At 63.4% G+C, this 13,081-nt stretch carries 15 protein-coding genes; 6 read left to right on the top strand and 9 right to left on the bottom strand.

The genetic code is table 11. The annotated features are described in order from the left end of the window. Window positions 1–41 precede the first annotated feature (41 nt). From tgt to coaD, 7 genes are read right to left on the bottom strand one after another with little or no spacing between them, the layout of a single operon-like run. On the bottom strand, window positions 42–1,172 hold the full coding sequence (gene tgt, locus AC1D2G_RS18385) for a tRNA guanosine(34) transglycosylase Tgt (protein ID WP_477415761.1): 1,131 nt from the start codon (window positions 1,170–1,172) through the stop codon (window positions 42–44). Continuing rightward, on the bottom strand, window positions 1,165–1,434 hold the full coding sequence (locus AC1D2G_RS18390) for a hypothetical protein (protein ID WP_477415763.1): 270 nt from the start codon (window positions 1,432–1,434) through the stop codon (window positions 1,165–1,167). Before AC1D2G_RS18390 ends, tgt begins: the two co-directional genes overlap by 8 nt. Next, the gene (queA, locus tag AC1D2G_RS18395) at window positions 1,424–2,512 is read right to left on the bottom strand and encodes a tRNA preQ1(34) S-adenosylmethionine ribosyltransferase-isomerase QueA (RefSeq protein ID WP_477415765.1); all 1,089 of its coding nucleotides are present in this window, start codon (window positions 2,510–2,512) and stop codon (window positions 1,424–1,426) included. The genes AC1D2G_RS18390 and queA overlap by 11 nt, the downstream gene beginning before the upstream one ends. Beyond that, on the bottom strand, window positions 2,512–2,961 hold the full coding sequence (locus tag AC1D2G_RS18400; RefSeq protein ID WP_477303664.1) for a DMT family transporter: 450 nt from the start codon (window positions 2,959–2,961) through the stop codon (window positions 2,512–2,514). The genes queA and AC1D2G_RS18400 overlap by 1 nt, the downstream gene beginning before the upstream one ends. 12 nt (window positions 2,962–2,973) lie before the next feature. Next, entirely contained in the window at window positions 2,974–3,486 is a 513-nt protein-coding gene (locus AC1D2G_RS18405; RefSeq protein WP_095085051.1) for a peptidylprolyl isomerase, read from the bottom strand. A 40-nt stretch (window positions 3,487–3,526) separates the two neighbouring features. Further along, window positions 3,527–4,114: a peptidylprolyl isomerase gene (locus AC1D2G_RS18410; RefSeq protein ID WP_095085052.1), complete on the bottom strand. Its 588-nt coding sequence runs from the start codon at window positions 4,112–4,114 to the stop codon at window positions 3,527–3,529. 16 nt (window positions 4,115–4,130) lie between these two features. Beyond that, window positions 4,131–4,631: a pantetheine-phosphate adenylyltransferase gene (coaD, locus tag AC1D2G_RS18415; protein ID WP_457152547.1), complete on the bottom strand. Its 501-nt coding sequence runs from the start codon at window positions 4,629–4,631 to the stop codon at window positions 4,131–4,133. Between the two features lie 194 nt (window positions 4,632–4,825). Here coaD and AC1D2G_RS18420 point away from each other — a divergent pair, with 194 nt between their 5' ends. Continuing rightward, window positions 4,826–4,978 carry a hypothetical protein gene (locus AC1D2G_RS18420; RefSeq protein WP_095085054.1) on the top strand — a complete coding sequence of 51 codons (153 nt, stop codon included), beginning with the start codon at window positions 4,826–4,828 and terminating at the stop codon, window positions 4,976–4,978. Between the two features lie 69 nt (window positions 4,979–5,047). Here the strand turns inward: AC1D2G_RS18420 and gyrA are convergent, their stop codons facing one another. Then, a complete protein-coding gene (gene gyrA, locus AC1D2G_RS18425; protein WP_095085055.1) occupies window positions 5,048–7,846 on the bottom strand; it encodes a DNA gyrase subunit A in 2,799 nt (932 codons plus the stop codon). 210 nt (window positions 7,847–8,056) lie between these two features. Here gyrA and AC1D2G_RS18430 point away from each other — a divergent pair, with 210 nt between their 5' ends. Both AC1D2G_RS18430 and AC1D2G_RS18435 read left to right on the top strand, forming a co-directional pair. Then, entirely contained in the window at window positions 8,057–9,757 is a 1,701-nt protein-coding gene (locus AC1D2G_RS18430; protein ID WP_477415767.1) for a SulP family inorganic anion transporter, read from the top strand. Next, complete coding sequence (locus tag AC1D2G_RS18435) at window positions 9,754–10,374, top strand: ParB-like protein (protein WP_477415769.1); 621 nt, start codon at window positions 9,754–9,756, stop codon at window positions 10,372–10,374. Before AC1D2G_RS18430 ends, AC1D2G_RS18435 begins: the two co-directional genes overlap by 4 nt. On the opposite strand, the gene AC1D2G_RS18440 is transcribed toward AC1D2G_RS18435, so the two are convergent. Next, a complete protein-coding gene (locus tag AC1D2G_RS18440; RefSeq protein ID WP_477415771.1) occupies window positions 10,338–11,237 on the bottom strand; it encodes a helix-turn-helix transcriptional regulator in 900 nt (299 codons plus the stop codon). The two genes, AC1D2G_RS18435 and AC1D2G_RS18440, sit on opposite strands and share 37 nt — an antisense overlap. An 85-nt stretch (window positions 11,238–11,322) precedes the next feature. Between AC1D2G_RS18440 and AC1D2G_RS18445 the strand changes: the two genes are divergently transcribed. The 3 genes from AC1D2G_RS18445 to AC1D2G_RS18455 all read left to right on the top strand — a co-directional run bounded on the left by AC1D2G_RS18445 (window position 11,323) and on the right by AC1D2G_RS18455 (window position 13,060). Next, window positions 11,323–11,859 (top strand): hypothetical protein, encoded by a 537-nt coding sequence (locus tag AC1D2G_RS18445; protein ID WP_477415773.1) that lies wholly within the window; start codon window positions 11,323–11,325, stop codon window positions 11,857–11,859. Window positions 11,860–11,891: 32 nt separating this feature from the next. Further along, window positions 11,892–12,269: a VOC family protein gene (locus AC1D2G_RS18450; RefSeq protein ID WP_477395269.1), complete on the top strand. Its 378-nt coding sequence runs from the start codon at window positions 11,892–11,894 to the stop codon at window positions 12,267–12,269. A 161-nt stretch (window positions 12,270–12,430) separates the two neighbouring features. Beyond that, entirely contained in the window at window positions 12,431–13,060 is a 630-nt protein-coding gene (locus AC1D2G_RS18455) for a MarC family protein (RefSeq protein WP_023736559.1), read from the top strand. Window positions 13,061–13,081: the final 21 nt, after the last annotated feature.

A 13,081-nucleotide genomic window follows, 5' to 3' on the forward strand; every position in this document is an offset into this window, starting at 1 on the left:
GCTCTTGGGCAGCCGATCCGTCAATCGCTGGAAACGCTGGACTAAATGGCTGGGATATCGCCCCGAGCCCAACCTTCCGAAATCTCCGCCGCGCGTCCTTCGAAGGCATGTGCCTCGATTGCCGCACGGATGTCCTGCATCAGCTTCTGATAATACGAGAGATTGTTCCAGGTGAGCAGCATCGCACCAAGCGCTTCCTGCGAGCGCACCAGATGGTGCAGATAGGCGCGTGAGTAGTCCCTCGCCGCCGGGCAGTCGCTTTCCTCGTCGAGCGGACGCGGATCGTCGGCATGGCGGGCGTTGCGCAGATTGACCTTGCCGCGCCTGGTGTAGGCAAGACCGTGCCGGCCGGCCCGCGTAGGCATCACGCAATCGAACATGTCGATGCCGCGCGCCACCGATTTCAGGATATCGTCGGGGGTGCCGACGCCCATCAGATAGCGCGGCTTGTTTTCGGGCAGTTCCGGACAGGTGATCTCGAGCATCTCGAGCATCACCGCTTGCGGCTCGCCGACGGCCAGGCCGCCGACCGCATAGCCCTTCAACTCCATCGCGCTCAGCGCCTGCGCCGAACGCACCCTGAGTGCCGCGTTGTCACCGCCTTGCACGATGCCGAACATCGCCTTGCCCGGCTGGTCGCCGAACGCCGTCTTGCAGCGCTCGGCCCAGCGCAGCGACAGCTCCATGGCGCGCTCGATCTCCTTGATCTCGGCCGGCAGCGCCGTGCACTCGTCGAGCTGCATCTGGATATCGGAATCGAGCAAACCCTGGATCTCGATCGAGCGCTCCGGCGACATCTCGTAGGCGGCGCCGTCAATGTGCGAGCGGAAGGTGACGCCTTTTTCGGTCAGCTTCCTCAGCTTGGACAGCGACATCACCTGGAAACCGCCGCTGTCAGTCAGGATCGGATGCGGCCAGCGGGCGAATTCGTGCAAGCCCCCTAGCCGCGCCACACGCTCGGCGCCAGGCCGCAGCATCAAATGGTAGGTGTTGCCCAGGATGATGTCGGCGCCAAGGCCGCGCACCTGGTCCATATACATCGTCTTGACCGTACCGCCGGTGCCGACCGGCATGAAGGCAGGCGTGCGGATTTCGCCGCGCGGCATGTCGATCACACCGCGTCGCGCCTTGCCGTCCATCGCCAGAACCTTGAAGCTGAACGGCTTAGCCATTGAATTCCTTGTCATGAACCGGGGCGCCAGGTGCCTGCTTGTCGAGCGACTGGCGGTATTGGATGCAGCCGCGCATGAATCTGGGCCAGGGCGGCACGGCGATCGCCGGCTCGGTCTTCTCCGGCAGCAGATCCCACAGATCCGGATGATGCCAGCACAAATCATGGCCGGTGGCGTCGCGATGCTGGCGAATGCCAGCGCGCAATTTCTTCACTTCCGCGATCAGTGCATCGCGGTCCAGGCTCACGAGATCATCGTCCATCGCTCATCTCCGCTCGATAAAGCAGACTTGCGTCTCCATAGGAGTAGAATCTGTAACGGTTCTCGATGGCATGCGCATAGGCCGCACGCATCGTATTGAGACCACTGAAGGCCGAGACCAGCATGAACAGGGTCGAGCGCGGCAGATGGAAATTGGTCATCAACATGTCGGCGGTGCGAAAGCGGTAGCCGGGCGTGATGAAAATGTCGGTCGGACCGGACCATGCAACCACGGTACCGTCCGCGCGCGCCGCACTTTCCAGCAGGCGCAGCGAGGTCGTGCCGACAGCGACGATACGGCCGCCCCTCGCCTTGGCCGCGTTGAGCGCGTCGGCGGTCGCCTCGCTGACCGAGCCGGTCTCGGCGTGCATCTTGTGGTCGGCGGTGTCATCCGCCTTCACCGGCAGGAACGTGCCGGCGCCGACATGCAAGGTGACGAAGTGACGTTCGATACCCTTGGCGTCGAGTGCCGCAAAAAGCTCCGGTGTGAAATGCAGGCCTGCCGTGGGTGCGGCAACGGCGCCTTCTTCCCGGGCATAGATGGTCTGGTAGTCGGCCCGGTCGCGTTCGTCGTCGTCGCGCTTCGAGGCGATATAGGGCGGCAGCGGAATATGGCCGACCGCATGCAGCGCCTCGTCCAGGAAGGGCCCCGACAGGTCGAAGCCAAGCAGCGCCTCGCCGCCCTCGCCTTTCTCGATCACGGTGGCATCGAGCCGGCCGAGGAAACAGGAATTGCCGTCATGGCCGAAATGGATACGGTCACCGGTGGCAATGCGCTTGCCAGGCCGCATGAAGGCCAGCCAGCGGTCCGGCGCCATGCGCATATGCAGCGTGGCTTCGACCTGAGCCTGTGCCTCGCCGCGCCGTCGGATGCCCTTCAGTTGCGCCGGAATGACCTTGGTGTCGTTGAAGACCAGAACGTCGTTAGCCCTGAGCAGGGACGGCAGGTCGCCAACCGCCCGGTCTTCGAGCCCTTCACCCGGCTTGATCACCAGCATTTTGGCGCTGTCGCGCGGCTCTGCCGGGCGAAGCGCGATACGCTCCTCCGGTAGGTCGAAGTCAAACAGATCGACGCGCATCAGTAGAGCCGGACGAGCAGCGCTCCGGCCAGCAGCAGCACCGCACCGGCGACGCGGCCGAGCGAGATTTCACGCACCGCGACGCCGAGGAAGCCAACGCGGTCGATGAGCATGCCGGCCAGCAACTGTCCCGCCACCAGAAAGGCCATCAGGGCGGCGGCGCCGATGCGCGGCGTCAGGATGGTCGACAGCGTCACATAGAAGCCGCCAAGCATGCCGCCGGCGATGAACAGCCACGGTGCTGGCGCCTTCCAGTCGAGCGTGATGCCTTGCAGCTTCACCACCGTGACGGAGATGATGCCGAGCACCACCGCGCCCGACAGGAACGAAAACGCAGCCGCCGCGACCGGGAGCCCCAGGCCGCGCGCCAACTGCGAATTGATCGGCGCCTGAATGGCAATGAAGGCGCCGGACAGGATGCCGAGAAGCGACCAGACGACGCCCATCATTGACGTTTTGCCTTACTTGACGTCGGCCGCGACCTTCAGCGACACGATCTTGTCGGGATCCGGCACCGGCTCGCCGCGCTTGATCTTGTCGACATTGTCCATGCCTTCGATGACCTGGCCCCAGACCGTGTACTGGCGGTTGAGGAAGGCGGCATCGTCGAAGCAGATGAAGAACTGCGAATTGGCCGAGTTCGGGTTTTGCGAACGGGCCATCGAACAGGTGCCGCGCCCATGGTTGGCATTGGAGAATTCAGCCTTGAGGTCGGGCTTGTCGGAGCCGCCCATGCCGGCACGCGACGGAGCAAAGGAGGGCTTGCTGGAATTGCCGAACTTGACGTCGCCGGTCTGCGCCATGAAGCCGTCGATGACGCGGTGGAAGACCACGCCGTCATAGGCGCCTTCGCGTGCCAGTTCCTTGATACGGGCGACATGGCCGGGCGCCAGGTCGGGGAAAAGTTCGATGACGACGTTGCCCTTGGTCGTCTCCATGATGAGCGCGTTTTCGCGGTCCTTGATCTCGGCCATGTCAGATATCCTTTTCAGAAAACAGAGTTATTCGACAACTTTACTTGTCTGCGGCGATGCGCACCTTGAGCATCCGGTCAGGGTCGGTGACCGTGCCATTGTCCGCTTCGTCGCCCTTCTTGATGTGGTCCACCAGCTCCATGCCGCTGACGACGGTGCCGACGATGGTGTATTGGCCATCGAGGGGCGGCGCCGGCGCGAACATGATGAAGAACTGCGAATTGGCGGAGTTGGGGTCCTGCGAGCGGGCCATGCCGACCACGCCGCGCTTGTAGTGTTCGGTCTGCGAGAATTCGGCCGGCAGGTCGGGTTGATCGGAACCGCCGGTGCCGACGGCCTCGGCGCTAAAACCCTTCTTCATGTTACCGAACTTGACGTCGCCGGTCTGCGCCATGAAGCCGTCGATGACGCGGTGGAAGGCGACGTTGTCATAGGCGCCCTGGCGCACCAGCTTCTTGATCTGCGCGACGTTCTTGGGTGCCAGATCGGGCCGAAGCGCGATGGTGACGTCGCCGTCCTTCAGAGTGATGATCATGGTGTTTTCCGGGTCGGCGGCGAAGGCCGAGACAGACGAGGTCACAAGACCGGCAAGCACGATGAGGAACGAGGCAAGCTTTTTCAGCTGCATATCTATCTCCGGGATCTTATTTCGCGAATTTGGCGGTGAGCGCACCGGCAACCGCCGCCGGCACGAAGGGGCGGATGTCGCCTCCCATCGAGGCAATCTGGCGGACAAGTGTGGCGGTAATGGTGCGCACGGACGGGCTGGCGGGCAGAAAAACCGTCTGCAGTTCAGGCGCCATGGTCTCGTTCATGCCGGCCATCTGCATCTCGTAGTCGAGGTCGGTGCCGTCGCGCAGGCCTCGGATCATGATCGAGGCGCCCTGCTTCCTGGCCGCGTCGATGACCAGCCCGTCGAAGGCGACAACCTTGATGCGCGCACCGTCGCGGCCAAATAAAGCCTTCGTCGCACTCTCGATCAGCGCCACCCGTTCCTCGAAGGAAAACAGCGGCTGCTTGCCCGGGTGGATACCGATGGCCGCATAGACGACGTCGGCCACCGCCAGCGACGCTTTCAGCACATCGAGATGGCCGTTGGTCAACGGGTCGAAGGAGCCGGCATAGAGGGCGATGCGTTCAGTCATGGCTGGTGCTTCTAACGAGCCTCTCTCGCAAAGGCAAATCCGATTGGCGAGCCGGTCGTGAACCTTTTCCGCCACGTGAACGACAGATGAACACGCCGATCACGAAGCCTTCACGCAGCGTTCACTAGGTTGCACCTTAATAAGATGAAACCAAAATCCCATCTATCCGTTGTTAGGCGCAGGAGAACACACACATGCTGATCTACATGCTCGCCACCGCAATGACCGTCGCCATGCTGATCGCCACCGTTTTCGGCTTGCATCAGGAGGCTCAGCGCATCCGCATCAAGGCCAATACCAAGCGCTTCGAAGGTTTTGGCCCCCGCAAGCCATATCGCCACTACTAAGTTTCGCCTGAACGTGCCACCACGCCGGCCAATGGGCCGGCGTTGCTATGTCAAAACCTGGCGCTGGACTTATTCAGCGCTGTCCGGGCCGGCGTCCGCCGTTGGATCAATCTCAGAGCCGGCGCTTTCTTCGATTTCCTCGTCCGCCTGCGGTTCGGATATCCGCTCGACCGAAACCACCTTTTCACCTTCAGCAGTGTTGAAGATGGTCACGCCCTTGGTGGCGCGGCTGGCGAAACGGATGCCGTTCACCGGCACCCGAATGACGGTACCGCCGTCCGACACCAGCATGATCTGGTCGTCATTGCCGACCGGGAAGGTCGCCACCAGCCTGCCGATCTCGGCTACCTTCGAAACGTCGGTGGCACGAATGCCCTTGCCGCCGCGTCCGGTCAGCCGGAAATCATAGGACGACGAGCGCTTGCCGTAGCCATATTCGGTTACCGTCAGCACGTACTGCTCGTGCTGCTTGAGGAATTCGTAGCGCTCGTCGGAAAGCTCCGTCTCCTCGCCGACCTCTTCGTTGGTCAGCGCGATCTCTTCCTCTTCGCCGGCCGCGATGCCGGCGGCAAGCCGCCGTTCGGCCGCCGCCCGCTTGAGATAGGCGGCGCGCTCTGCCGGCGGCGCATCGACATTCTCGATCACCGACATCGAGATGATGCGGTCGGTCTCGGCCATGGTTATGCCGCGCACGCCGACCGAATTGCGGCTCTGGAACACGCGCACGTCGCCGACCGAAAAGCGTATGCACTGGCCGGAGCTGGCGGTGAGCAGCACATCGTCATTGTCGGTGCAGGTCTCGACGCCTAGAATCTCGTCGCCCTCCTCCTCCAGCTTCATGGCAATCTTGCCGTTGCGGTTGACCTGGACGAAGTCGGAAAGTTTGTTGCGTCGAACGGTGCCACGCGTGGTGGCGAACATCACATCGAGCTCGCCCCAGCTTGTCTCGTCCTCGGGCAGCGGCATGATGGTGGTGATGCGCTCGCCCTGCTCCAGCGGCAGCATGTTGATCAGCGCCTTGCCGCGCGATTGCGGGTTGCCGATCGGCAGCCGCCAGACCTTCTCCTTGTAGACGATGCCGCGCGAGGAGAAGAACAGCACCGGCGTGTGCGTGTTGGCAACGAACAGCCGGGTGACGAAATCCTCTTCCTTGGTCGACATGCCGGAGCGGCCCTTGCCGCCGCGGCGCTGCGCCCGGTAGAGCGACAGCGGCACGCGCTTGATGTAGCCAGAATGGCTCACCGTCACGACCATGTCCTCGCGCTGGATCAGGTCCTCGTCTTCCATGTCCGCGCCACCATCGGTGAGCTCGGTGCGGCGTGGCGTGCCAAACTCGTCGCGCACGGCGGCAAGCTCATCCTTGACGATCTGCTGGACCCGCGCGCGGGAAGACAAAATGTCCAGGTAATCAATGATTTCGGCGCCGATCGTGTTCAACTCGTCGGCGATCTCGTCGCGGCCGAGCGCGGTCAGGCGCTGCAGGCGCAGTTCGAGTATGGCGCGCGCCTGCTCCTCGGACAGATTGTAGGTGCCGTCCTCGTTGATGCGATGGCGCGGATCGTCGATCAACAGGATCAGCGATTCGACATCGCCGGACGGCCAGCGCCGCTCCATCAACTGCTCACGCGCCGTCTGCGGATCCGGCGCGGTGCGGATGAGCTTGATCACTTCGTCGATGTTGGCGACGGCGATAGCGAGACCGACCAGGACATGGGCGCGGTCGCGCGCCTTGCGCAGCAGGAATTTCGTGCGCCGGGTGATCACTTCCTCGCGGAAGGCGACGAACGCCCTCAGCATGTCGGTCAACGTCAGCAGTTCCGGCTTGCCGCCGTTGAGCGCCACCATGTTGGCGCCGAAGGATGTCTGCAGCGGCGTGAAGCGGTAAAGCTGGTTAAGGATGACGTCGGCGACGGCGTCGCGCTTCAGTTCGATGACGACGCGGTAGCCCTGGCGGTCGCTCTCGTCGCGGATGTCGGAAATGCCCTCGATGCGCTTGTCGCGCACCAGTTCGGCCATCTTCTCGATCATCGACGACTTGTTCACCTGGTAGGGAACCTCGGTGATGATGATCGACTCGCGGTCGTTGCCGCGCGCCTCGATGTTGACTTTGCCGCGCATGACGATGGAGCCGCGGCCGGTTGAATAGGCGCTGTAGATGCCGGAACGGCCAAGCACGATGCCGCCGGTCGGGAAATCCGGCCCCGGGATGATCTCCATCAGTGCCGGCAGGTCGATCGCCGGATTGTCGATGATGGCGATGGCGCCGTTGCAGACTTCGCTGAGATTGTGCGGCGGGATGTTGGTCGCCATGCCGACGGCAATGCCGCCGGAGCCGTTGACCAGCAGATTGGGGAACCGTGCCGGCAGAACCTTGGGCTCGCTGCCGGACGCATCATAGGTGTCCTGGAAATCGACGGTGTCCTTGTCGATATCCTCCAGCAGCTCATGCGCGACCTTGGTCAGCCGCGATTCGGTATAGCGCATCGCCGCCGGCGGATCGCCGTCGATGGAGCCGAAATTGCCCTGTCCGTCGATAAGCGGCACGCGCAGCGACCAGTCCTGCGCCATACGCACCAAAGCGTCGTAGATCGAGGCGTCGCCATGCGGATGGTATTTACCCATCACGTCGGCGACCGGGCGCGCCGACTTCACATATTTGCGGTTCCAGTGGTAACCGCTCTCATGCGAGGCGAAGAGAATGCGGCGATGCACCGGCTTCAGGCCGTCGCGCACGTCCGGCAGCGCACGGCTGACGATCACGCTCATTGCGTAATCGAGATAGGAGCGCTGCATCTCCTCGACGATGGAGATCGGCTCGATGCCGGTGGGGCCGCCGTCGGCGCCGCGCGGTGTCTTTTGGTCGGTCAAATCGGATCACAATCTAATCAGGAATCACTCGCTGCTTATATAGGAAGCAAGCCCGAAACTCCAATATCTGCGACACTTTTCCAGTGTCAATTTTAGTGGTAATTTCAAAAGGATACCACTGATTGCGACGATATGGCCAAGGCGGTTTCGCCGCCACCAAGGCAAAAGCCTGCGATGGACCGTTTTCCCCCAGCGAAAGCCACGAGCGCGATGAATTGGACCTCTTGGCTGCCGTTGCGAGCCCTGAGTGGTTGGACGCCGAGGGATCTGAACGGCGATCTGGTCGCGGGCCTCACACTGGCCGCGATCGCCATTCCCGAACAGATGGCGACCGCCCGCCTCGGCGGCTTTGCTCCCGAGGTCGGCTTCTTCGCCTTTGTTGCCGGTTCGGTGGCGTTCGCCCTGTTCGGTGCCAACCGGCACCTGTCGGCCGGTGCGGATTCGACCATCACGCCTCTCTTTGCCGGCAGTCTCGCCGTGCTCGCCGCAGCCGGGTCGCCGCACTATCTGGCGCTGGCTTCCATGCTGGCGCTGATGGTCGGGCTGATCGTGATTCTGAGCGGTGTCTTTCGCCTTGGTTGGGTCGCCGACCTCCTGTCGGTGCCGGTCACGACGGGTTTTCTGGCCGGCATCGCCGTCCATATCATCTTTTCGCAATTGCCCGGACTGCTCGGCCTGCCCGCCGAGAACGGTCAAACCTTGCGGCGCATCGGTGAGATCGCCGGCAGCCTGCATCTCACCAATCCCTGGAGCCTCGGACTCGGCCTCGGCGTCTTCGGAACCGTATTCTGCGCCGAACGCATCAGCGCCCGCATCCCCGGCGCATTGATCGGCATGGTGCTCGCCACCTCTGCGGTTGCCGTCTTCGGCCTCGAGGATCGCGGCGTCGAGGTGCTCGGCGCCTTGCCCAATGGCCTGCCACGGGCCAGCCTGCCGCTTGCCAGCCTTGGCGATGTGCAGGCGCTGGTCCCGCTGGCATTGCTGATCGCCATCGTCGTCATGGTGCAGACAGCGGCCACCTCCCGCTCCTTCGCGCCGCAACAGGGTGACGCTCCCGACGTCAATCGCGATTTCGTCGGCGTCGGTGCCGGCAGCATCGCATCGGGCCTGTTCGGCGCCTTTGCGGTCAATGCCAGCCCGCCGCGCACGGCAATCGTCTCCCAATCGGGTGGCCGCTCACAGGTCGCGGGCCTCATTGCCGCGGCCATCGTGCTGGCGCTGGGTGCTTTCGGTGGCGGCCTGCTCGCCGATGTTCCACAGGCCGCCCTTGCCGGTGTTCTGCTGTTCGTCGCCCAGCACATTCTGCGCTGGAAGGTGTTCGCCAATGTCTACCGGCAGGCGCCGGTCGAATTCGCATTGATCCTCATCACCATGGCAGCCATCGTCGTGCTGCCCATCGAGACCGGCGTTGCGATCGGCATCGGTCTGTCGCTCCTGCATGGAATCTGGACCGCAACGCGCACGCAGCTGATCGAACTGGAACAGGTGCCGGGGACTTCGGTGTGGTGGCCGCCCAGCGAACCAGTTGCCGGCGAACAGCTCCCCGGCGTGCTCGTCGCGGCATTCCAGGCGCCGCTGTCCTTTGTCAATGCCGACGGCTTCAAGCGCGGCTTTGTCGATCTTGTCGATGCCAGGGGTGGGAGCGTGAAGCTGGTCGTGCTGGAGGCCAGCAACATCGTCGAGATCGACTACACTGCCGCGCAAGCCCTGATCGACACCATCACCCATTGCCGCAAGGCGGGCGCGATCTTTGCCATCGCGCGGATGGAATCGCTGCGCGCCCAGGCGGCGCTGGCACGATTTGGCATCGCCGACCTGATCGGCCCGCAGCGGATTTTTCACAGTGTCGATGCCGCCATCAGGACGCTCGCTCCGGACCAGCAGCCGCAACAACAGGACAAAGCCAAATGACCACCACGCGGGAACCCTTGTTGACCCCGGTCGCGGTCAGAGATCTACGGCCGACGCAGATCACCGTCGGCATGCGGGAAGTCGCCTTGAAGCGCCAGATGCTCCGCTTGCAGAGCGCCAGGAAGACCGGCACCTTTCTCGGCACCCATATGGTCCCCGTCGTGCTGGGGCCGAAGAAGCGCAACTATGTCACCGATCACCACCATCTCGCCCGTGCCCTGCTCGAGGAAGGCATCGGGGATGTTCTGGTTACGGTGATCAGCGACCTGTCGGACCTAGACAAGGACGCCTTCTTCTTCGTGCTCGACAATCGCGGCTGGATGCATCCGTTCGACGAGAACGGCAGGCGCCGGGGCTACGACGCCATTCCCAAGACCATGGCCGAACTCGTCGACGACCCCTACAGGAGCATGGCCGGTGAACTGCGCCGGCAAGGTGGTTTCGCCAAGGACACCACCCCGTTCAGCGAATTCCTGTGGGCGGATTTTTTGCGCCGGCGCATCGGCCGGGATGCGGTGGCGAAGAATTTCGACAAGGCGATGAAGGAGGCCCTGAACCTGGCCAAGGCCAAGGACGCCGACTACCTGCCCGGCTGGTGCGGGCCGACATCGGACTGACGCCGCAAGGCCGCAGCGACGGATAAAGGCGGCACAACGCCGCTCGCCCGGCGCATGCGATACTGGCCCGGCGTCTCGCCCATGACGCGTCGAAACCGGCGATTGAACGTCGACAAATCGTTGAAGCCTGCGTCGAAGGCGATCACCGAAACCGCATCGTCGGACAGGCGCAGCCGCACCGCCGCGCGATGCAGCCGGGTCTTAAGCAGGAACTGGTAGGGCGTCATGCCCGCGACCTGCCGGAAGATGCGCAGGAAATGATAGGGGCTGGTCGCGGTCTCATCGGCAAGCGCTGAAAGCGAAACCGGCCTGTCGGCATCGAGTTCGATCCGCCGCACCGCTTCGGCAACCCGTTTTTGATCGCGGCGGCTTGGCGCACGCCTGACATTCGTGGGGCCAGCGACAGTTGCCACCGCGGCACCCGCAATCCGCAGCCCGAGTTCCTCGAAGGCGTCGATGTCGGCCATCTCGCGAGCGGTTTCCGCTTCGGCGAGCAGGGATGCCAGGGCCGGCAAAGGTGGCAGGCGCGGCGCCTCGAAGGCCAGCTTTTTCGCGCCCGGCACGCCAGCTACGATCCGCTCCATATAGGCCGGCCCGAAATGGAACGAGAGGCAACGGTCGCCGCTGCCATGTTCATGCCCGCATTCGTAGCATGTGCCGGGATTGCCGAGCAGGAGCGCGCCGGGCGCCAGCATCGCCGTGCCTTGTTGCGCGCGATAGCGGAACGTGCCGCTGGAGACCGCGGCGACGCAGAAATCCCGATGGGCTTCCTCGAACGGCCGCTCACCGGCGCTGGCCGTGCAGATCACATCCGCCACGTGCCAGCCGGCCCCTAATGCGAGAGTACGCGTGGTCGCTGTCATGACCGAAATATAGCAATTTTTCCCAAGCCCAGAACCCCATCGCGGCCTACTCCTCCCGGTCTCCTGACAAGAAGAGACCGGAGCCATGTACGACCAATCCTCCTTTGCCGAAGCCTTGCACAGTGCCGGACCAATCGACGGACTTGCTGAAAAACTGAACCTCTATGGCCGTTTCGTCGGCGCCTGGACTTTTGACGCCTCCCGCCATCTCGAGGACGGCACGGTGCTGACCGGGAGTGGCGAAGTGCATTTCGGCTGGGTGCTGGAAGGCCGGGCAATCCAGGACGTGTGGATCCTGCCCGCGCGGGACGCCGGCCCCTCGCCTTCGCTCGGCAAATGGACGTTCTATGGCACGACATTGCGCGTCTACGACCCCGCCGCCGACGCCTGGCACATCTTCTGGAGCGACCCACGCAACCAGTATTACAGCCGGCAGCTCGGCCGTGCCGAAGGCGACACGATCGTGCAAGTGGGCGCCGATGGCGCCGGCTCCTCGGTGCGCTGGAGCTTTTCGCGCATCACCGAGAATTCCTTCCGATGGCTCGGCGAGCGCTCACATGACAATGGCGCGACATGGCGGCTGGAAGTCGAATTCCTGGCGCGCCGAACGGCAACAAGCTGACGCTACAAGCCATTGTAACAATGGAGAAAAATATGTTCGATCATATCTCGATCGGCGTTCGCGACGCCTCCGCTTCCAAGCGCTTCTACGATGCTGCGCTGAAACCTCTCGGCTATAGCTGCCTCAGCCAGTCGCCGGGCTCGTTGGGTTATGGCGCGCAAGGCGTCGTGCTATGGGTCAACGAGGCCGCGCGGCCGGTGCCATCGGACGCAAAATCCGGCCTGCATTTCTGCTTTGCGGCACCGACGCGGAGCAGCGTCGACGCCTTCCATGCCGGCGGCTTGAGCGAAGGCGGCAGCGACAATGGCGCACCGGGCCTGCGCGCCGACTATGGCGAAAACTACTATGCCGCCTTCGTCGTCGATCCGGACGGTTATCGCATCGAGGCCTATTGTGGCGCTGCCGGCTAAAACAACTCCAGAATAAATGTGAAACGACTTCCTGTCCGGAATTGCGTCAACATGAAAGGAGGGTCGAAGTCTTCGGTTTCGTCCCTCTGACGGTTCCCACCGACCGGGCTTTGCTCTACCAATGTCATGGTGCGGGCACGGCCCGGCGGGAGGGGTCAAAGATGCCGAGCTTCGACAGCCTGTTCAACGCCTTCGTCACCATTCTCGTGACCATCGATCCGCCTGGCCTTGCGCCGCTGTTTCTCGCCGTGACACGCGGCATGAACCGCGAGGAGCGCCAGCAGGTTTCCGTCCGCGCCTCGATCATCGGTTTTCTGGTGATGGCGCTGTTTGCGGTTGCCGGCGCCTCGATCCTGTCGGTGTTCGGCATCACGCTGCCGGCCTTCCGCGTCGCCGGTGGCTTCCTGTTGTTCTTCATCGCTTTCGAAATGGTGTTCGAGCGGCGGCAGGACCGCAAGGAGAAGATCGGCGACGTCGCCATCACCAAGGACATGATCCACAACATCGCCGCCTTCCCGCTGGCGATCCCGCTGATCGCCGGCCCCGGCGCCATTTCGGCGACGGTGCTTTTGTCCAGTTCATTCCAGGGCTTCGCCGCGCAGGCGGCGCTGGTCGGCATCATCTTCGTCTGCCTTGCCATCACCTATCTGGTGTTCGTGCTGTCCGAACGCATCGACCGCATCCTCGGCCAGACCGGGCGTTCGATCCTGACCCGGTTGCTCGGCGTCATCCTGGCGGCACTTGCCGTGCAGTTCGTCGCCGACGGCATCAAGGCGCTGATGGCGGGATAGCTCGCGACGAGCCGCCGAAGC

The sequence above is a fragment of the Mesorhizobium sp. P2_C7 genome (assembly GCF_056404515.1).

Coding starts and splice junctions, on each gene's coding strand:
- tgt (WP_477415761.1), bottom strand. CDS start 1,172: ATGGCTAAGCCGTTCAGCTTCAAGGTTCTGGCGATGGACGGCAAGGCG.
- AC1D2G_RS18390 (WP_477415763.1), bottom strand. CDS start 1,434: ATGGACGATGATCTCGTGAGCCTGGACCGCGATGCACTGATCGCGGAA.
- queA (WP_477415765.1), bottom strand. CDS start 2,512: ATGCGCGTCGATCTGTTTGACTTCGACCTACCGGAGGAGCGTATCGCG.
- AC1D2G_RS18400 (WP_477303664.1), bottom strand. CDS start 2,961: ATGATGGGCGTCGTCTGGTCGCTTCTCGGCATCCTGTCCGGCGCCTTC.
- AC1D2G_RS18405 (WP_095085051.1), bottom strand. CDS start 3,486: ATGGCCGAGATCAAGGACCGCGAAAACGCGCTCATCATGGAGACGACC.
- AC1D2G_RS18410 (WP_095085052.1), bottom strand. CDS start 4,114: ATGCAGCTGAAAAAGCTTGCCTCGTTCCTCATCGTGCTTGCCGGTCTT.
- coaD (WP_457152547.1), bottom strand. CDS start 4,631: ATGACTGAACGCATCGCCCTCTATGCCGGCTCCTTCGACCCGTTGACC.
- AC1D2G_RS18420 (WP_095085054.1), top strand. CDS start 4,826: ATGCTGATCTACATGCTCGCCACCGCAATGACCGTCGCCATGCTGATC.
- AC1D2G_RS18430 (WP_477415767.1), top strand. CDS start 8,057: ATGAATTGGACCTCTTGGCTGCCGTTGCGAGCCCTGAGTGGTTGGACG.
- AC1D2G_RS18435 (WP_477415769.1), top strand. CDS start 9,754: ATGACCACCACGCGGGAACCCTTGTTGACCCCGGTCGCGGTCAGAGAT.
- AC1D2G_RS18440 (WP_477415771.1), bottom strand. CDS start 11,237: ATGACAGCGACCACGCGTACTCTCGCATTAGGGGCCGGCTGGCACGTG.
- AC1D2G_RS18445 (WP_477415773.1), top strand. CDS start 11,323: ATGTACGACCAATCCTCCTTTGCCGAAGCCTTGCACAGTGCCGGACCA.
- AC1D2G_RS18450 (WP_477395269.1), top strand. CDS start 11,892: ATGTTCGATCATATCTCGATCGGCGTTCGCGACGCCTCCGCTTCCAAG.
- AC1D2G_RS18455 (WP_023736559.1), top strand. CDS start 12,431: ATGCCGAGCTTCGACAGCCTGTTCAACGCCTTCGTCACCATTCTCGTG.